We start from the raw sequence: 20,280 nt of genomic DNA on the forward strand, positions 1-20,280 counted from the left end.
AAATTTGAAGAGCAATTTTCGTGAATTACTTCTTATTTCTTGGAGCTAAACGCTTTTGTCTCAGCCTCCTTTTTTTATTGAAATGTTCTTCTTTATTGGTTTGCGAATTTTTCTAATAGACGAATCATTTGACAAGTGAAACCATATTCATTGTCATACCAAGCGACTGTTTTGACTAACTGGAATTCTCCAGCTGAAGTTACTTCGGTTTGAGTAGGGTCAAAGATCGAGCCTTCGGTTGTACCTATCACGTCACCAGAAACAATTTCACGATCATCATAACCAAATGATGGGTTATCAACTGTATGTTTTTTGATCGCTTCATTTACTTGATCAGCGGTTACCTTTGTTTTTAATATTGATACTAATTCTGTTAATGATCCATCTACTACTGGGACACGTTGGGCATGACCTTGTAATTTTCCATTTAATTCTGGAATAACTAAACCGATTGCTTTAGCAGCTCCAGTTGAGTGGGGAATCGTATTATCTGCTGCTGAACGCGCCGCACGTAAATTGCCGCCTTTAACAGGTCCATCTAACAACATTTGCGTAGAGGTATAGGCGTGAACAGTTGTCATAGTTCCGACTTCGATACCAAATTCATTATTTAAGAAATAAGCCATTGGAGCTAAACAGTTCGTTGTACAAGAGCCTGCTGAAATGATTTTATCATCAGGAGTCAAGGTGTCATCATTTACGTTATATACGATCGTTTTCATATCTCCGGCAGGAGCAGAAATCACGACACGTTTTACACCTGCATCTAAATGAGCTTGTGCTTTATCTTTAGAAGTGTAAAATCCAGTACATTCCAATACAATATCTACACCATTTTCTTCTACCCATTTTAATTTACTGGCATCAGCTTCTGCATAAACTTTTGTTTCTTGACCATCAACGACGATTGAATCATCTGTCGCAGTTACAGTTCCTGGATACGTTCCGTGTGTAGAATCGAACTGCAATAATTGTGCTAACATTGTCGGACTAGTCAAATCATTAATCGCTACTACCTCAATATCATCAGAAACTTCTTTGATACGACGAAATGCGAGACGTCCGATACGACCAAAACCATTAATACCTACTTTTACTGTCATGCTAAATTTCCTCCTTTGATAATTAAGGCTAGGGACTACTCAAAATTTTTTAATAGCCACTTACCGTTTATACAAAACCTACGACTTAATGAAATCAATTGCTGCACGTATTCGTTCAAAAGACGTATCAGCAATAGACAGGATCGAACCTTTTTATAAATAAAAGATTCTCAACGCTATACTTGTAGCATGAACGCCTTTTCGATTTTTGTCAAAAATATTGTTTTTCATTTTATTTATTTTAATGATGTGAAAATAGTGAAAGCAAGTATCTCCATGTCTTCAACAATCGTTAATTTCCGCTCATATTGACGAATTTGGCTAGACAAATCCAGCATTAACCTTTACAATAAGAAAGGCTTTCAAACAGCATTTGCTCTTGAAAAGAGTAGCAAAACTTAATAAGTGTTTTGTGATGACTAGTTAAATCCAAATAAATGGTGAGATAGAAGAAGCTGTTTTCAACGCAACTGATTTTGTCTCAACTTCTTTAAGAATAGGAGGACAAATTATGTCCATGTTTTTAGATCAAGTAACGATCGATGTTAAAGCTGGTAAAGGCGGAGACGGAATGGTTGCTTTTCGTAGAGAAAAATATGTACCAGACGGCGGACCAGCTGGTGGAGACGGTGGTCGCGGTGGTGATGTGATTCTGATTGTCGAAGAGGGTTTACGGACGTTGATGGATTTCCGTTTCAATCGTCACTTTAAAGCTCAGCCGGGAGAAAACGGTATGAGTAAAGGTATGCATGGTCGCGGCTCTGAGGATACCTTTGTTAAGGTTCCACCTGGTACAACTGTCCGTGATGCTGACACAGGAGTGTTGATTGGTGATCTGATTGAGAATGGTCAAACTTTGACAGTAGCTAAAGGCGGCCGTGGCGGTCGTGGCAATATCCGTTTTGCTTCAGCTAAAAATCCAGCACCGGAAATCGCTGAAAATGGTGAACCGGGACAGGAAAGACGAATCGAGCTGGAATTAAAAGTCTTAGCAGATGTCGGCTTAGTTGGTTTCCCATCAGTGGGTAAGTCTACATTACTTTCAGTTATTTCTTCTGCACGTCCTAAAATCGGTGCCTATCATTTTACGACTTTGGTGCCAAACCTTGGAATGGTTTCAACAAGTGATGGTCGTAGTTTTGCGGCAGCTGATTTACCAGGATTGATCGAAGGAGCTTCACAAGGTGTCGGTTTAGGAACGCAGTTTTTACGTCATATCGAACGAACAAGAGTTATTCTCCATGTAATCGATATGAGTGGAATGGAAGGCCGTGATCCATATGAAGATTATTTAGCTATCAATAAAGAACTGGCTTCACATAATCTGCGTTTAATGGAGCGTCCGCAAATTATTGTTGCGAATAAGATGGATATGCCTGAAGCCGAAGAGAATTTGAAAAAGTTTAAAGAGCAGATCGAAAAAGAGCGAACAGATGAGTATGCCGATCATTTACTGATTTTCCCAATTTCTGGTATTTCGCGCAAAGGAATCGATCCTTTGTTAAATGCGACTGCTGATTTATTAGATGTGACCCCTGAGTTTCCATTATATGAAGAGGAGATCGTTGAAGATACTGTTCATTATGGCTTTCAAGCGGAAGGTCCGCAGTTTAGCATCGATCGTGATTCAGATGCTACTTGGATCTTATCAGGAGAATCATTAGAAAAACTATTCCAAATGACCAATTTTGAACATGATGAAAGTGTGATGCGCTTTGCACGTCAATTGCGTGGAATGGGTGTGGATGAAGCATTACGAGCACGCGGAGCAAAAGATGGTGACATTGTCAGAATCGCTGAATTTGAGTTTGAATTTGTTGAATAATAATTGAGAAAAAAGCTGATCATTGATCGGCTTTTTTTTATTTCTATCAGTATTCCTCTTTGGTTACACTAGTTTCAGGTGTCAGTCTTCAATGTTAAAATGAAACTGGTTTTCAATCGGCGTATCAAGGATGATTGAGCTTTTGACTTTTGCAAAGACCATCCACTTTGAAAGTAAATCTTTCATTTCTGACGTATTGGTTACTGTCGCCTTTACTAAATAATTCACTTCTCCGCTGATAATGTGGACCTCATTTACTTGTTGGGTGTTTTTTAGTAGAGGAATGATTTTTTCCATAGAGAGACTGACCTGACTTAATTCGCTAAAAAAAGTAATCGATTCGTTGAGGGAATTTAAGTTAGTTTGAATCGTGAAACTTTTTATCGTGCCTTTCTCAACTAATTTGTCGATTCTTTCTTTTACGCTTGGACGACTCAAATTTATTTTTCGTGAAATATCAACAATTGAAATGCGGGAATTTTCATGCAGGATTTGTAATAGTTTTTGATCGATTGTGTCCATTGCTTCATCTCCTTGTTCTATAGTGTGATTTATTTTGTACATTCATTATAGTGGATAAACCATCGTTTTTCTAGATATTTTTGTATTAGATGTTTAAAAAACAAGAGATGAGATAGTTAGTCTTATTCCACATTGTAAAAAAATGTCTTCTATCTTCTTTGCTTTGAAAAGAATCTGCTTTTGTTTTGTTCAGATTTCTATATACAAAAAATCAAGAATTCCGTTATGATTAGGCTATCTTGAGGTGGTTTGACCATTTTACTAGTAAAAGGATTGTTTCTTCAATCAAAAAAGGAGCCAAAAAGGAGTGTTCTTGATGGTAAGGAACAAATGGATAAAATTTTTGTTGTTGTATTTGGGTGGTGTAGTGGTTTCATTAAGTCAGTTGAAATTGGTTCCTATTCAAAATGAGCTAGGGCAGGAACTTGGGATTCCTCTATCACTTGTTTCGTGGCTGATGTCTGTTTTTACAGTATCTGGTATTTTTTTAGCGATCCCTGGCGGCGCTTTAGTTTCACGTTTTGGTGCCAAGAAGTTACTTGTTGGTTTGATGTGTTGTTTAGCAGTAGGTAATCTTTGGGGCTTTTTTTCTACACATTTTTTTTCTTTGTTCCTTTCTAGAATAGTAGAAGGTATTTCATTTTCAATGATTATCATGGTAGGAATCGTTTTGATCAATTTTTGGTTTAAGGGCGGAAAAAGTGGCATTGCAACAGGTGTTTGGGGAACGTTCTCGGCATTAGGGTCAATGTTGGCTATGAATTTTTTCAAACCAATGACGCAAGCTTATGGTTTGCGATCTCCGTGGCTGTTGATTGCAGGAATTTCCATCTGCTTATTGCTTTTATATTTGTTTTTATTTGATGAACCGCCCAGCGAAATTGAGGACAGTTCTCAAAAAGAGCGAATTGGAATAAGAAAAGCGTTAAGAAATAGATTGATATGGTTTTTAGCATTAGCACAAGGCTGTCTAGCTTTTATTCTTTTTACTTTCATCAACCTATATCCATTGATTTATACACAATTATATGGACTATCAGAGGTGTCAGCAAATCAATATACAGGTTACTTTGGATTGTTTGGCATTCCTTTTGGCGCTTTAGCAGGTTATTTGATCGATAAAACGAAAAAAGGAGTTGCTGTTATTGTCGGGGCCTTTTTTTCATTGTTTCTTGCAACAATCTGGGCAGGCTTTTTATCAAATGAATGGACGATTATTGGACAGTCGTTTGCCTTATCGGCTGGAGCCAGTTTGGCTTCCTCATGTGTGATGATTTTGGCGCCTAAGGTAATTGAACAAAAACAGCTGATAGGAGCCAGTATTTCATTTATCAATCTATTTTATTATATCGGAATTTTTATAGGAACTCCTTTAGTCACTGGACTGACTGAAAAAACACAATCGTGGACAAGCGCAATTATTCTATTGAGTGGTCTTGGTGCGATTGCTCTTTTAGCCGTGTTCAGTTTTGTCAAACGAAATAAAACAAGTATTTTTACTTAGAAATTTGCAGTTAGATTGTTTTCTGAGCAGTATCGAAGAAGAGAAGAGGAATGGTGAAAATGATGAATAATACATTTCAAGAAGATCGTGCATATGCACAATGGCTGGACGAACAGGATCCGCTTAAAGCGATTAGAGAACGATTTTATGTACAACCAAATGAAATCTATATGGACGGCAATTCTTTGGGCTTAGCTTCTAAAGATGCAGAAAAGGCCTTACAAAATATGCTGGATATTTGGAAAAATGAAGGCATCAAATTATGGGATGGTCTATTTCATTATGCAGGGAAATTGGGTGAATTATCGGCACCGCTGATTAATGCATATCCAGATGAAATTGTGATTACAGGAAGTACCACAACAAATATCCATCAATGTATCAGTACATTATACAAGCCAACAAAAAAACGGTATAAAATTTTAGTGGATGATTTAAATTTCCCTACCGATCGTTATGCCGTAGACAGTCAGGTCCGTCTTCATGGTTATGAACCAAACGATGCTGTAAAAGTAGTTGAAAGTTTAGATGGACGTTTGATTGATGAGACAGCCGTGATCAATGCTATGACAGACGATGTAGCACTTATTCTACTGCCTACAGTTTTATACAGAAGCTCTCAAATAATTGATATGAAACGTGTTACAGAAGCAGCCCATGAAAGAGGGATTTTAATCGGTTGGGATTTATGTCATGCGATCGGTGCTATTCCGATGGATTTTAAAGATATTCAGCCGGATTTTGCGGTTTGGTGTACGTATAAATATCTATCGGCAGGACCAGGTTCGATTGCAGGATTGTATATGAATAGAAAACATTTTAATGAAACTCCAGGACTTGCTGGCTGGTGGGGCAACAAGGATGATACACAGTTTGAACTAAAACAACAGTTTGAGCATCAGCAAGATGCAAGCGGTTGGCAAATTGGTTCGCCGAGCTTTTTAGCGATGGCGCCCTTAGAAGGTACCTTGAATATTTTTAATGAAGTAGGAATGAAAAACATTCGGGAAAAATCACTTTTGATTACTGCGTATCTGATGTATCTGATTGACGAAAAATTGGAGCGTTATGGCTTTAGTGTGGGGAACCCTCGCGAAGATCATCGTAGAGGAGGACATGTTTGTTTAGAGCACAAAGAAGCTTACAGAATTTGTAAAGCATTGAAAGAAGCGAATGTGATTCCAGATTTCAGAGAACCAAATGTGATCCGTCTGGCTCCTATCGCGTTGTATAATACGTATGAAGAGGTTTATACACTCGTTGAAATACTAGAAGAAATCGTTGTAGAAAAAAGATATGAAGTTTTTAGTAATGAACGGACACTCGTTGTTTAAAACAAATCAGTGAGATGAATAACAGCTATACTGAAATTTTCAGTGTTGTCACAGGAATGAAACTTATTCAGATACTGGGTGAGGATAGGACAGAAGGGATCGCTTCTGCTCCCACCGTCGTTTATAAGGATTCCACGTGAGTGAGATATGACTCGAAGAGTCATATCTCACTCACGCTTTTTTTGGTGTAAAACTATTTTTTGACTCCTTTAAGCTTTGTTTATGTTTCATTGATTACTATGTGTTTAGTCAAAGGAGAGATGAATATGGTCAAGCTAAAAAATAGTTTTCAAAGAAAAGAAAAAAAATATGCATTGTCTAATGAAACATACCATAAATTAAGAGAGAAGTTATTCCCTCATATGCAAGAGGATGAATACGGACTACATACGATCATGTCTGTCTATTTTGATACTCATGATTACGAAATGATCAGGCATTCTATTGCTAAGCCTGCATATAAGGAAAAGTTTAGAATTAGAAGCTATGGCATTCCCACTGAATCTTCTAATGTATTTTTAGAAATAAAAAAGAAAGTACAGGGCGTTGTTTACAAACGCCGTATTGCCTTGTCTTATCAGTCAGCCAAAAAATACCTTCAACATCCACATTCTTTTAAACTGGTCAGTGCAAAAGATCAGCAAATCAAACAAGAAATCGACTGGCTTTTTGCCAGAAAGAGATTGGAGCCTAAGGTAATGATTGCTTATGATCGGCGCGCGTTGTTTGCAGCAGAAGATGAAGAGTTTCGAGTAACGTTTGACTTCAATATTCGCTATAGAGAAGAACGATTCTATCAAGAAAATTTATCAGATTATGGAGAAAAGGTAGCACCAGAAATCGATGTATTGATGGAGGTAAAAGCATTAGGCGCATACCCGTTATGGTTTTCTGAAATTTTAGCAGATTTGGATATTTATCCAAGTTCATTTTCCAAATATGCTCAAGCCTATCAGCGTTATTTATACCACAAGGAGGATTTTTATCATGTTGTCTAGTTTGTTAGTGGAAAGTTCTGTAGATTTATCGTATAAACAACTGCTTGTTTGCATTGTTACTTCTGTTGTATTAGGTCTTTTAGTCGCATGTGTACACATGTACAGAAATGTATACAGTAAAAATTTTGTCATCACATTAGCCGTTTTGCCTGTCTTAGTTCAGCTGGTTATTATGCTTGTCAATGGGAATTTAGGAACAGGTGTAGCTGTTTTAGGTGCATTTAGTTTGATTAGATTCCGTTCGGTAGCCGGTGGTGCAAGAGAGATCACTAGTATTTTTTGGTCAATGGGTATTGGTTTGGCAACAGGCATGGGCTTTGTTGGGTATATCGCACTTTTTTCTGTTATTATTGCTCTTTTCTTATTACTACTTAACACACTTCATTTTGGTGAAAAACAAAAGGTGGCAGAAAGAGAAATAAAAATCACGATTCCGGAAGACTTAGATTACCCTGGTTTATTTGATGATCTATTTCATGAATATGCCTACTCGGCTACTCTGGATTCAGTTAAAACGACGAATATGGGTAGCCTGTATGAATTACGTTACCGGGTTACGTTAAAAGATAGTGGAACAGAAAAAGAATTAATGGATGCAATGCGTGTCAGAAATGGGAACTTAACGATCATTTCCGGAAAAGTATCCACAAATAGAGAAGAATTGTAGGTGAAATAGATGAAAAAAAGTCGCTTAAACATAGCATTATTGGCATTCGTTCTATTAGCTATCAGTGGTTGCAGTCAAGAAGGATCAAATGCTGAAAAGACAACGAAGGCTAGTACAACCCAAGTGTCTACTAGTGCGGTTGCACAGACAAAGAAAACTGCTGCAAATGAATATGGTTCTTATGATGAAGCAGATTTTGATGAGAGCTACGAGGAAGATAACGCTACAAAAATAAATTTAAATCAGTCAAGCAGCAAAATCGACGGCACAGGAGCCACTGAAAAAGATGGCGTTATCTCGATCACTGCTGGGGGCACGTACATTTTATCAGGCGATTATCAAGGTCAAATAAAGATTAGTGCTAAAGACGAAGTTGTTCGTTTAGTGTTGAACAATGTTACGATTACCAACGATTCTTCTTCAGCAATTTACGTTGAGCAGGCAAAAAAAGTAATCACAACATTAGCGGAAGGTTCAAAAAATAATTTATCTGATGGCACAGATTATACGTTTTCTTCTGCCGATGTTACAGAACCAGATGCTGCTTTTTTTAGTAAAGATGATTTAACGATCAATGGCTCTGGTACACTAACTGTATCAGGAAACTATAGTAATGGGATTCGCAGTAAGGACGACTTAGTTATTACGAACGGCACCGTCAATGTAACAGCTAAAAATAATGCATTAAAAGGGAAAGATTCTGTTTCGATCGCAGAGGGTACATTTACCTTAAAAACAACTGAAGGAGACGGTATTCAAGCAAATAATGCAACTGATGCTGAGAAAGGCTGGGTTGCTATTGATGGAGGAAGTTTTACTATTCAATCTGGGAATGATGGGATTCAAGCTGAAACCAATTTGTCCATAGCGACAGCCGAAGTAAAAATTCAAACTGCGAATGGCTATGACGATTCATCTATTGATACGACGGCAAGTTATAAAGGTTTAAAAGCTTCCGGAAATATTCTTATCGATGATGGTAGCTTTGAGTTGAACACAGCAGATGACGGTATTCACTCTAATGGCAAAGTAACGATCAACAATGGTACATTTTTATTAACTAGTGGCGATGATGGGATACATGCAGATACAGATTTGCTGATCAACAATGGAAAAATAACTGTCGGTCAGTCTTACGAAGGCTTAGAAGGCGCTACAGTAACTATCAAAGATGGAGACATTTCTGTGAAAGCATCAGATGACGGAATCAATGCCGCTGGTGGAAGCACTGATGAAGCAGCACAAGAAGGACCTTTTGGTGCAGATTCCTTTGGTGAACCAGGCGGTGGTGGAGACAGTACGAAATTCATTGAAATCTCTGGAGGAACAGTTTTTGTCGATGCGGATGGAGATGGTATCGATAGTAATGGAGATGTTCGTATGACTGGCGGCACGCTTCTTGTTAACGGCCCGCTTGATGGCGGAAATGCTGCGTTAGATTATGATGGCACGTTTACAATAGAAGGGGGTACGTTTGCAGCTAGTGGAAGTTCCGGTATGGCGATGAGCGCGAGTGACTCTTCCTCACAAGCAAGTCTCAGTATCTATTTTGATGAAACACAAAAAGCAGGGACGGTGATCAATTTAAAAAATGAAGCAGGTGAAACCATTCTTACAATCGCACCAGATAAAGATTTTTCTCATATCGCGATTAGCTCACCAAAACTGAAAGTTGGAGAAAAGGTGACGTTATCTTCAGGTGGAGAAGATACTGGCACCAAGAAAAATGGTCTATTCTCTGATGGCACGTATACAAACGGAACCGAACTAGCGACGATTTCTATTGATGATATCCCAACCTCAGTAGATCAATCAGGAAATGTGGTCAGCGGCAATCAAATGGGCGGACCCAGCGGCGGTCAGCCCCCGATGTAATTGATTTTCATTGCTTTATGACCTACTTTATTGCTAAAATAGAAACATCAAACAAAATGAGGTGGATACGATGTCAAAAAGAGTGATCATTATGCATTTTGAAGTAGAAAGTCAAGCGTATCAAGCATTTTCAGAAATAAAAAAATTATATGTGGAAAAACAAATCAAAGGAGAACAGATGGCTGTGGTTACGCATGTTAATGATGGTGTCCATCAGTTTAAAATCGACGATTTTCTTGATTTCACCGGCAATGATCATACCTCAAAAAATAGTATGATCGGGATGCTGATTGGGATTTTAGGTGGCCCCTTGGGGATTTTACTCGGCTGGTTTGCCGGAAGCCTTTTAGGTGCAACCCAAGATGCAAAAGAAATTCAAGGAGCTCAAACAGTCTTCGAGCATGTGACGAAACAAATCGGTGAAGGTGAAACAGGTTTGATCTTGATTGCTGATGAAGAAGACAATCGTCCGTTGAATCACTTGATCATGAATGAACTAGGCGGCGAAATTACCCGCTTAGATTTTGAAGATGTAGAAAAAGAAATTTCTGATGCAAAAGCTGTTGAAAAAGAAACGAAAGATTCCGCAGAGAAATCTTGGCAAAACAAAAAGCAAGGATCAAATGAAAAAACAGAGAATTGATACTTGAATGAATGATCTCTGAGTGGGACATAATGCTTTGAGTCATATCCCGCTCACATAGAATTCGGATAAATGGTGAGAACAGAAGCGATGTCTTCTGTCTCATCCTCTTTGAAAAAATGGCAAATGAAGTCGATGCTTGTTTGTGCTTCATTTGCGTTTTGTCAATAGGTATAGGATGTCTGTAAATACATAGTGCATAAAGAAGACGTGACACAAAGGCTGTTGCTTTCCGTCTTCTTTTTTTGAGTAAAAAGGTGGGAATGTAAATGTTAAAAATACTTTTAGTAGAAGATGATGAAATTTTATCAGATAGCATCTTGGAGATTTTATCTGAATTAGGCGAAATCGATCAAGTTTACGATGGTGAAGAAGCTCTTTACGAAGGAGAGAGAGGGATTTATGACTTGATCGTATTAGATTTAATGTTGCCGTTGATGTCCGGTGAAGAAGTTTTGACTGCTCTGAGAAAGAAAAATATTTATACGCCAGTCTTGATTTTAACGGCTAAAGATGGACTGCAAGACAAGGTCAATGGCTTTAAAAATGGCGGAGATGACTATTTAACCAAACCGTTTCATCGTGAAGAATTACTGTTGCGTGTACAAGCACTTGCTAGACGCTCTTTAGGGATGAATGGAAAAAATGAATTGGTGGTAGCTGATTTACGCTTAGATCCAGACAATCGTCAAGTTCACTTTAAAGAAAACGAATTGACGCTGCAAGGAAAAGAATTTGAGCTGTTGCATTATCTCATGCAAAATCGTGGCAGGATCATTACTAAAGATCAGTTGTTTGATCGAATCTGGGGCTTTCAATCAGATACGACATTGACTGTAGTTGAAGTCTATATGAGCAATCTTAGAAAAAATCTGAAGCCTTTTGGACTGGATTGCTGGATCAAAACATTAAGAAACGTGGGCTATCTTTTTGAGGTTCCTGAGGAGAAAGCACATGAATAAGCAGTTGAATAAAAAGCAACGGATCAACTATTTTTTAATGAATCTGATTTCTTTTGCCAGTATTTTTTTGATTTTAGGATTGATTGTTTTTCAGTTACTTCAAACATCGATCTATCAATCTGTCGACAGTGATCTGCAACGTCTTTCAACAGATGAGAAATTTCTACAGCATCAACTAATGAAAAAAGGCCCCCTCCAAAACAAGGCGCAGACGCTTGGTAAATTCGATACGCCACCGCCTAATAATTTTCAACAACAAGTGATCCTTTGGTCTGCGGACGGAGAAATCGTAAATGAAACAGAACTAGGTTCTCGTTTCTATGATTTTCAAGAGTTGAAATTATCAACAGAGGATTTAAACAAAATCACAAATGTCCAAACTAAAGACAGCAATGACCGCTCCTTGCAGTTTCGTTCCATTACTTTGGCAGTAAAAGGACAAGAGGACGTTGCTTATATCCAGCTATTGGTCAATACAGATCCTATTAAGGCAACGGTGGAACGATTTAAGCAGATTTTGATTATTTGTATGGTCGTCTTTGGTTTATTATCGATCGGCTTGAGTTATCTTCTTTCAAAGTGGTTTATGAAACCTATTTTAGTATCATGGAAAAAACAACAGGAATTTGTGGAAAATGCTTCGCATGAATTAAGAACCCCACTGGCGATTATTCAAGCGAAATTAGAAAAATTATTTACCAAACCAAACCACACGATTTTAGAAGAATCCGAAACAATTGCTCTGTCTTTAGATGAAGTTCAGCGCTTAAGTCAATTAACAAGTGACTTATTACTATTGGCTCGTTCAGATTCGAACTCCTTAACATTAGAAAAAGAACCAGTAAAAATCAATCTGTTTTTAAATACACTTTTACTACCTTATCAAGAATTAGCCGTTGCCGAAGAGAAACAATTTACGATCGATTTAGGAGAAGAACAGCAGCTGATTTTCGATAAAAAGAGAATACATCAGCTATTGATCATTATTTTGGATAATGCCTTGAAATATACAATAGCAGGCGAACGAATCGTTGTTTTTTCTACAGTGAAAAACGGAGAGTGGATTATCAAAGTCAGCGATACTGGTATTGGTATTGCTGATGATAAAAAAGCAGCGGTTTTTGAACGCTTTTATCGTGGTGAAGAGTCTAGAAATCGGAAGACTGGTGGAAATGGCATAGGTTTGGCGATTGCCAAATGGATCGTTGATGAACATCAAGGGAAAATTGAAATAACAGATACTGAACCTAAAGGAACGACAGTTACACTGCGTTTTCCAGTAAAATAAAAATTATTTGCTAAAGCAACGACTTTCTTCTAAAATAAAGAGGAAGTTTAAAGAAAGTTAGGTAGCCCATGGAATTACAATTTTTAGGTACAGGAGCTGGGGTTCCAGCAAAGCATCGTAATGTAAGCAGTATTGCATTAAAGTTATTAGACGAAAGAAATGCCGTTTGGCTTTTTGATTGCGGCGAAGGCACGCAGTTACAGATTTTGAAAAGTAACATTCGACCAAGAAAAATTGAGAAAATATTCATTACTCATTTGCATGGAGATCATATTTTCGGTTTGCCAGGCTTATTGAGCAGCCGTTCATTTCAAGGAGGAAATGAACGCTTAGAAGTTTATGGGCCTGTGGGCATTGCTTCGTTTATACGTACTGCTTTGAAAGTCTCACAAACGAGGTTGTCTTACGAATTGAAAATAATCGAAATTGCCAATGAAGGCACTGTTTTTTCTGATAAACAATTCACTGTTTCATGTTTGCCTCTCGATCACGGAATTGCTAGCTTTGGTTATCGGATCGTTGAAGCTGATCATGAGGGCGAACTGCAGGTTGAACGACTGAAAGCATTAAATATTCCTTCTGGACCAATCTACGGAAAAATTAAGCGAGGAGAAATCGTTGAGTTACCGGATGGACAAGTGATCGATGGAAAAGAGTATGTTGGTGACCGGAAAAAAGGCCGGATCGTAACGATTTTAGGCGATACGAGAAAAACGGATAATAGCGTTCTGCTAGCTGAAAATGCAACGACTTTAGTCCATGAAAGTACTTTTAACAAGGATGAAGAAAAAATGGCGAAAGCGTATTTCCATTCGACTAGTCATCAAGCAGCCCAAGTTGCTTTAAAAGCGAATGTTGAAAAGCTGATTTTGACGCATATTAGCGCCCGCTATTTAACAGGTGATATTATTCAGCTGGAAAATGAAGCCAAAGAAATTTTCCCCAATACTAAAATCGTAAAAGATATGGAGATCATCGACATACCATTTAAAGAGGAATAAGGAGGAAACATGATGTTTAAAGGACAAGATCTAACGAATAAAGTAGTTGTTGTGACAGGAGGTTCTGCGGGGTTAGGCGAACAAATCTGTTATGAAGCAGCTAAGAAAGGCGCAATTGTCGTTGTTTGTGCAAGACGAATCAATTTGATCGGCAAGGTCAAAGAAATGTGTGAAGAATACAGCGGAAATGCTGCTTACTCCTTTCAATTAGATATTGCAGATCCAGAAAATGTAGATACTGTTTTTGAAAAAATCCAAGCAGAAGTAGGACCGATTGATGTGTTAGTCAATAACGCTGGTTTTGGTATCTTTGAAAACTTTTTAGACACAGACTTAGCGGTAGCAAGAAGTATGTTTGAAGTCAATGTATTAGGAATGATGGTCTTTACTCAAAAAGCTGCGCTGCAGATGGCAGAAAGAGGGACGGGTCACATTATCAACATCGCCTCTATGGCTGGTAAGATGGCGACAGCAAAATCAACGATTTATTCTGCAACGAAATTTGCTGTTTTAGGCTTCTCTAATGCGCTGCGTTTGGAATTGCGGCCTTTAGGAGTTGCTGTGACAACAGTTAATCCAGGTCCAATCAAAACGGAATTTTTTGATAAAGCCGATCCTTCAGGAGATTACTTGGCATCAGTGGATCTTTTTGTACTAGAACCGAAACCATTAGCAAAAGAAATTGTCAATGCAATGGGCACGTTTAAAAGAGAGATTAATCGTCCTCGTATTATGGAAGGGGCATATCGTTTTTACACATTATTTCCTCATGTAGGAGACTTTCTAGCAGGTGGCTTGTTGAATAAGAAATAGGAGGAAAGACAAATGAAAAATCAGTGGCGTGTGGTTATTGGACTTGTGTTAGTCCTTGTTATTGTGGTTTTTGCCGTTTTAAATAGTCAATCAGTTCCCGTTAATTTTGGTTTTGCAAAAATTTCTGGACCATTGATTTTGACGATTCTAGGTTCTGCAATCATTGGTGCCTTGATTGGGTTATTAACATCGACAACTACAATTTGGAACCAAAAGAAACAAATCAAAGAACTTGAAAAAACAATTGAAACATACAAAAATGACACAGATGAAATGGCACAAGAAGAAGTTGAAAAAGTTAAACGCAGCTACGAAAACCAATTGGCTGATTTACAGGCTAAATATGATGCAGCAACTCAAACCGATACAGAGCCAATTGTCGAACAAGAATCGGTTGGAAGTCGAGTTGATCATTTTACCAAACCAAGGAATAAAGATGAGTAAGTAAATTTGATACAAAGTGATGAGTACATAGCTTGCTGAAGTTATGTATTCGTCACTTTTTATTTTTGAGAAAGCTGGGAGACTTTCTTTAGTTTTTGTGCTGAATTTGGTATAATTACTTGGTTAGGAGTGGTGACGTGAAAAAAGCAAAATATTCATGGCGATTACAAGAAAAAAAAGAGTTGCCGACAGAGTTTTCAGAAATACTAACAAATGAAAAAATCAATCCATTATTAGGACAGATTCTATGGCATCGTGGCATTCAATCAGCTGAAGTCTTAGAAACTTTTTTACGTCCAACGATAAATGATCTTTATGATCCGTTTTTGATCCATGATATGGAAAAAGCGATTACCAGAATACAAAATGCTGTTGCTGAAGGTCAGAAAATCTTAGTTTATGGAGATTATGATGCCGATGGAATTACTAGTACTACCGTCATGAAAGAAGCGATTGAGCTGATTGGCGGTGAGGTGGATTATTTTTTACCAAACCGTTTTATTCATGGATATGGTCCTAATTTATCTGTATTCAAAGAGCAGATCGAGCAAGGAACTCAGTTGATCGTAACAGTCGATAATGGTGTTGCTGGTCATGAAGCGATCGACTATGCTACAGCACAAGGGATCGATGTTATCGTTACAGATCACCACGAATTACCGGCAGAGCTGCCGAATGCTTTTGCGATCATCCATCCTAAGCATCCTCAAGGCGCCTATCCTTTTGGTGATTTAGCAGGCGTTGGAGTAGCATTTAAAGTTGCAACTGCTTTGCTTGGAGAACTGCCGGTTGAATTTCTAGACTTAGTTGCCATCGGTACAATCGCTGATTTAGTGTCTCTAACTGATGAAAATCGAGTGCTTGTGAAAATGGGCTTGGAAATGATCCAAACAGGTGAACGAATTGGTTTAGATATGTTAATTCATTTGGCTGATTTAAAAAAAGAAAGCATTACAGAAGAAAATATAGGATTTACAATTGGTCCGCGGTTGAATGCTTTAGGCAGATTGGGCGATGCCAGTCCAGGTGTCGAATTAATGACAACCTTCGATGAAGAAGAAGCGCAGCAAATCGCAACGAGTATCAACCAACAAAATGAAGAACGCAAGGAAATCGTATCGACGATTACCAAAGAAGCCTTTGAGCTGATCGATCCAGCAGATCCCATTCATATTCTTGCAAAACAAGGCTGGCATGAGGGCGTTTTAGGAATTGTTGCTGGCAGAATCATGCAAGAGACTGGCAAACCAACAATCGTACTGACTATTGATGAGCAAAATGAACGCGCAAAAGGGTCTGGCAGAAGTGTCTCAGCGCTTAATCTATTTGACGCGTTAAATGAAATACGTGAAAAGTTTATTCACTTTGGCGGGCATCACATGGCGGCTGGTATGACGTTGTCTGTTGAAAATATTCCAAAAATGAAAAAGCATTTGGTAGAGTTTCTTGAAACCAATCAAATCGATCTTTCGCAAGGACAAGAATTGTTAATCGATGAAATCTTGAAGGTAGACGAAGCCACACTTCCCTTTATCCAACAATTAAAAATTTTGGCGCCGTTTGGCACAGATAATCCTGTCCCAAACTTTCTATTTGAAGATGTCTCAATCGAGGAAAGCCGTCAAATCGGTGCAGATAAAAGCCATCTTAAATTTCAGTTGGTCCAAACCGGTGCTAAACTAGATGCGATCGCTTTTCAAATGGGCAACCAGATCGACGAGCTAGGTCAGGGGAAGACAAATGTTTCAGGTCAACTATCGGTCAATGAGTGGAACGGCAATAAAAAACCACAACTAATGGTCAATGATTTTTCTATTGAAGGAACACAATTATTTGATTTACGTGGAAAAAACAATCGCCAAAAAGAAATTCCTAAAAACAATACCTTGTTCATTTATTTCGATAAAAACAATCAAAAACTGATTGAGGATGTTGCTGTAAACCACGTACTATTCAGCCAAATTGATGATATTTTAGATGAAATCAAGGTAACTCATGCAGAACAGGTCGTTTTTGTTGACTGTCCAGAGGAACGTTCCGTGCTCAAACAAATCACGCAGCTCGGAAAAATAGAGCGAGTTTATCTTATGGGCGTCTCACCAGAGGAAGCCTATCTAAATGGTGCGGGAACCAGAGAACAATACGCACAGCTATATAAATTTGTTAGACAACAGGAACAAATTGATGTTCGCTATAAGTTGGATACTGTTGCGCAATTCTTAAACATTCAAAAAAAATTATTAATTTTTATGATTCAGGTGTTTTTTGATCTAGGATTTGTTACAATAGAAAACGGTATTTTAAGAAAAGTAGAAGAACCTGAAAATCATCCCTTGACGGAGAGTAAGGTCTATCAAACTCGCTTAAAAAGAATTAAAACAGAAGAATTTTTGCTATACAGCGATCGTGAGACATTACAACAATGGCTGTGGAATGAGGAGGACGTACAAAAATGAATTTAAAAGATTATATTGCTAGTATTCCCGATTACCCGGATAAAGGAATTATCTTTAGAGATATTTCACCATTGATGGCGAATGGAGATGCGTATCGTGAAGCAACAAAGCAAATCGTTGATTATGCAAAAGAAAAAAGAATCGACATGGTCGTAGGACCAGAAGCACGTGGGTTTATCGTAGGTTGTCCAGTTGCTTATGAGTTAGGTGTTGGATTTGCCCCTGTACGTAAAAAAGGCAAACTGCCTCGTGAAACAATTGAAGTAACCTATGATCTAGAATATGGTACCGACACATTGACGTTGCATAAAGATGCTATCCAGCCAGGACAACGTGTGTTGATTTGCGATGATTTATTAGCAACTGGCGGTACGATCAAAGCTACAGTAGAGCTGATTGAATCCCTTGGAGGAATCGTTGTCGGCTGTGCATTTTTGATCGAGTTGATGGATCTTCATGGGCGTGACAAAATCAGTGATTATGAAATTGTGACGTTAATGGAATATTAAATACTATAAAAATCGGGTATCTGACAGAAGCAGTCAGATACCCGATTTCTTGCATTTACATCAGACAAAATTGTCAGATGTTAAGGATATTTGCGGTAGACATAATGCTGATGCTCACTTTTTTTTCTTGTGTGAGTGTACCGTTTTTCATCCCATAACATGAACCATATAATAAACAGAGGGCTAACAATAAGTAAAGCGGATCGTAATCCTAACGTCCCTAAGAAAATACCAACAATCAATACGAAAAATAATAACCCGCCACGACGAATAGCTTTCATTCTTAATCACCTCATAATTTTTTATCGAACAAACGTTTGTATAGTTATTATACGAATGTTTGTTCGGTTTGTAAAGTAAAAAATGCAAAAAAGCACTCCTTTTTTCTAAAAAAAGAAGTGCTTTTTTGATGAACCATTCAATAAGGTTGATAGATTAGGATTTTTAAGTGAAAAATAAGATTGAGAAAAACATAAAGCCGGCACCTAACATTACGAACAAATGCCAAACAACATGCATAAAGCGAACACTTTTCAAGCTATAAAAAGCTGCGCCTAAAGTATAAGAAACACCACCAGCAACTAAAAGGGCTGTTCCTGTAAAACCTAATGAGGCATATAATGGTTTAGCAGCAATCAAGCAAAGCCACCCCATAATAATGTAAATCACAGTAGAGATATTTTTAACTGTTTCTTGTTTATGGAGGGTCAGGGATTTATAAACGACTCCGCTGATTGCCATCAACCAAATTAAAACAAACAATAGCCAACCAAGCCAGCCCTTCACACTTAATAAACAAAATGGTGTGTAGCTTCCTGCGATAAGTAAGAAAATCGAACTATGATCAAACACCTGAAACACTTTTTTTGCACGAGTGAAAATCAAACTATGAAATAAAGTCGATGACAGGAACAAAAGAATCAACGTCGATCCATAAATTGCATAGGAAACAACATGAACCGCTGAACCTAAGCGTGCGCCTTTAACGAGTAAAACCACAAGTCCCGCAATACTCAATCCAGCACCGATGCCATGGGTGACCGCATTAAGTACTTCATTCAAAATCATGTATTTTTTGGAGAATTTTATTTTTTCCAAGAAATCAACTTCCTTCATTTTAATTTGGTGAAAAATACTTCTTTGTCTGTTATACTATAGACAGACATTTAAGCCTCAAAAGTATTTTACCACGAATTGAGGTTGTTTTTAAAGGAAGAGTGATAAAATTATGACAAATGTTAAAGTTGTGACGGATTCTTCTTGCACAATGCTTAAAAGTGTACGAGACGAGCTAGACATTCAGATGATCCCATTATCTGTGATGATTGATGGCGTTGTTTATGCAGATGACGATCATTTAGATGGTGAGCATTTCATGGAGTTGATGGGTTCAGCTAAAGCTTTACCTAAAACTAGTCAACCGCCGATCGGTGAGTTTGTTGAGTTGTACGATCGTTTAGGCGCAGATGGTAGTGAAATTATTTCGATACACATGACAAAAGGGTTAAGCGGGACTGTAGAAGCGGCTAGACAAGCTGGAAACCTTAGCTCAAGCAAAGTTACAGTGATCGACAGTGATTTTACAGATCAGGGCTTATCGTTTCAAGTGATTCAAGCAGCAAAGCTTGCTAAAAACGGGGCGAGCATACAAGAAATCTTAGCTGAGATCAATCGTGTTAAAGAAAATACAAAATTGTTTATCGGGATTTCCACATTAGATAACTTGGTCAAAGGCGGTCGAATCAGTCGAACGACAGGTCTTTTGTCTAATATTTTCAATATGAAAGTGGTTATGGATTTTGAACATACTGAATTGATTCCAGTGGCGAAAGGCCGCGGATTAAAGACATTCAATAAATGGTTTGATGAGCTTAAAAGTGAACTAAGCAACTTATCAAATGTGAAGCAAATAGGTATTTCGCACGCAGACGGGTTAGAACTAGCTAATGGCTTTAAAGAAGGCTTACAGGCGTTGTTTCCAGATATGGATATCCCTGTCTTGCACACGAATCCAGTTATTGCCACACATACGGGTAAAGGCGCCTTTGCTATTATGTATTATACAGACTAAAGCTATGGTGAATGATTAGGTATTTTGCTTATTTGCACCATCATATTTTAGCCAATAAAGGAAAAGAACGGTCTAATAAAACGATCACTGTGTTTTTTTAGATGATTCGTGACTGAGGAGTAACTTGACAAGTTATAACTCAGTCACTTTTTTCTAGTTATTTGATAATCAATCATACAAAAATGTAGAAAATTAGCAAAATTTTATGTATCATGACAGATAACGGCTATTTTTTGTGTGAAGGTCAGAGGTAGCGTTCAAAACG

The 20,280-nt window shown here is 37.9% G+C and carries 19 protein-coding genes; 15 read left to right on the forward strand and 4 right to left on the reverse strand.

Annotated features, from left to right (window positions below):
• Positions 1-92: 92 nt before the first annotated feature.
• Positions 93-1,103: a type I glyceraldehyde-3-phosphate dehydrogenase gene (gene gap / locus BCR25_RS18490; RefSeq protein WP_069665090.1), complete on the reverse strand. Its 1,011-nt coding sequence runs from the start codon at positions 1,101-1,103 to the stop codon at positions 93-95.
• Positions 1,104-1,614: 511 nt separating this feature from the next.
• Between gap and obgE the strand changes: the two genes are divergently transcribed.
• A complete protein-coding gene (gene obgE / locus BCR25_RS18495) occupies positions 1,615-2,928 on the forward strand; it encodes a GTPase ObgE (RefSeq protein WP_069665091.1) in 1,314 nt (437 codons plus the stop codon).
• Positions 2,929-3,009: 81 nt separating this feature from the next.
• Here the strand turns inward: obgE and BCR25_RS18500 are convergent, their stop codons facing one another.
• The gene (locus BCR25_RS18500) at positions 3,010-3,450 is read right to left on the reverse strand and encodes an Lrp/AsnC family transcriptional regulator (RefSeq protein ID WP_069665092.1); all 441 of its coding nucleotides are present in this window, start codon (positions 3,448-3,450) and stop codon (positions 3,010-3,012) included.
• 316 nt (positions 3,451-3,766) lie between these two features.
• Here BCR25_RS18500 and BCR25_RS18505 point away from each other — a divergent pair, with 316 nt between their 5' ends.
• The 13 genes from BCR25_RS18505 (at position 3,767) to BCR25_RS18565 (ending at position 17,944) form a co-directional block, all read left to right on the forward strand.
• Complete coding sequence (locus BCR25_RS18505; protein WP_069665093.1) at positions 3,767-4,954, forward strand: MFS transporter; 1,188 nt, start codon at positions 3,767-3,769, stop codon at positions 4,952-4,954.
• Positions 4,955-5,013: 59 nt separating this feature from the next.
• A complete protein-coding gene (gene kynU, locus BCR25_RS18510; protein ID WP_069665162.1) occupies positions 5,014-6,288 on the forward strand; it encodes a kynureninase in 1,275 nt (424 codons plus the stop codon).
• 266 nt (positions 6,289-6,554) lie between these two features.
• Positions 6,555-7,286: a polyphosphate polymerase domain-containing protein gene (locus BCR25_RS18515; protein ID WP_069665094.1), complete on the forward strand. Its 732-nt coding sequence runs from the start codon at positions 6,555-6,557 to the stop codon at positions 7,284-7,286.
• A complete protein-coding gene (locus BCR25_RS18520; RefSeq protein ID WP_069665095.1) occupies positions 7,276-7,953 on the forward strand; it encodes a DUF4956 domain-containing protein in 678 nt (225 codons plus the stop codon). The genes BCR25_RS18515 and BCR25_RS18520 overlap by 11 nt, the downstream gene beginning before the upstream one ends.
• Before the next feature lie 9 nt (positions 7,954-7,962).
• On the forward strand, positions 7,963-9,828 hold the full coding sequence (locus BCR25_RS18525; protein ID WP_069665096.1) for a carbohydrate-binding domain-containing protein: 1,866 nt from the start codon (positions 7,963-7,965) through the stop codon (positions 9,826-9,828).
• 70 nt (positions 9,829-9,898) lie between these two features.
• Complete coding sequence (locus BCR25_RS18530; protein WP_069665097.1) at positions 9,899-10,471, forward strand: DUF1269 domain-containing protein; 573 nt, start codon at positions 9,899-9,901, stop codon at positions 10,469-10,471.
• A 269-nt stretch (positions 10,472-10,740) separates the two neighbouring features.
• The gene (locus tag BCR25_RS18535) at positions 10,741-11,433 is read left to right on the forward strand and encodes a response regulator transcription factor (RefSeq protein ID WP_069665098.1); all 693 of its coding nucleotides are present in this window, start codon (positions 10,741-10,743) and stop codon (positions 11,431-11,433) included.
• On the forward strand, positions 11,426-12,721 hold the full coding sequence (locus BCR25_RS18540; protein WP_069665099.1) for a sensor histidine kinase: 1,296 nt from the start codon (positions 11,426-11,428) through the stop codon (positions 12,719-12,721). The genes BCR25_RS18535 and BCR25_RS18540 overlap by 8 nt, the downstream gene beginning before the upstream one ends.
• Positions 12,722-12,789: 68 nt before the next feature.
• Positions 12,790-13,722, forward strand: coding sequence for a ribonuclease Z (gene rnz, locus BCR25_RS18545; protein WP_069665100.1), 933 nt, complete (start codon positions 12,790-12,792; stop codon positions 13,720-13,722).
• Between the two features lie 12 nt (positions 13,723-13,734).
• Positions 13,735-14,535 (forward strand): SDR family NAD(P)-dependent oxidoreductase, encoded by an 801-nt coding sequence (locus BCR25_RS18550; protein ID WP_069665101.1) that lies wholly within the window; start codon positions 13,735-13,737, stop codon positions 14,533-14,535.
• 12 nt (positions 14,536-14,547) lie between these two features.
• Entirely contained in the window at positions 14,548-14,979 is a 432-nt protein-coding gene (locus tag BCR25_RS18555) for a LapA family protein (protein WP_069665102.1), read from the forward strand.
• A 137-nt stretch (positions 14,980-15,116) separates the two neighbouring features.
• Positions 15,117-17,435, forward strand: a complete 2,319-nt coding sequence (gene recJ, locus BCR25_RS18560) for a single-stranded-DNA-specific exonuclease RecJ (protein WP_069665103.1) — start codon at positions 15,117-15,119, stop codon at positions 17,433-17,435.
• Entirely contained in the window at positions 17,432-17,944 is a 513-nt protein-coding gene (locus BCR25_RS18565) for an adenine phosphoribosyltransferase (protein WP_069665104.1), read from the forward strand. The genes recJ and BCR25_RS18565 overlap by 4 nt, the downstream gene beginning before the upstream one ends.
• Before the next feature lie 80 nt (positions 17,945-18,024).
• On the opposite strand, the gene BCR25_RS18570 is transcribed toward BCR25_RS18565, so the two are convergent.
• Positions 18,025-18,225, reverse strand: a complete 201-nt coding sequence (locus BCR25_RS18570; protein ID WP_069665105.1) for a hypothetical protein — start codon at positions 18,223-18,225, stop codon at positions 18,025-18,027.
• A 163-nt stretch (positions 18,226-18,388) separates the two neighbouring features.
• Positions 18,389-19,042 carry a PAQR family membrane homeostasis protein TrhA gene (trhA, locus tag BCR25_RS18575; RefSeq protein WP_069665106.1) on the reverse strand — a complete coding sequence of 218 codons (654 nt, stop codon included), beginning with the start codon at positions 19,040-19,042 and terminating at the stop codon, positions 18,389-18,391.
• Positions 19,043-19,172: 130 nt separating this feature from the next.
• Here trhA and BCR25_RS18580 point away from each other — a divergent pair, with 130 nt between their 5' ends.
• Positions 19,173-20,015 carry a DegV family protein gene (locus tag BCR25_RS18580; RefSeq protein ID WP_069665107.1) on the forward strand — a complete coding sequence of 281 codons (843 nt, stop codon included), beginning with the start codon at positions 19,173-19,175 and terminating at the stop codon, positions 20,013-20,015.
• The last annotated feature ends 265 nt before the right edge of the window (positions 20,016-20,280 follow it).

Origin of the sequence: Enterococcus termitis (assembly GCF_001730305.1) — a bacterium.
GTDB classification, from domain to species: Bacteria; Bacillota; Bacilli; order Lactobacillales; family Enterococcaceae; genus Enterococcus_L; species Enterococcus_L termitis.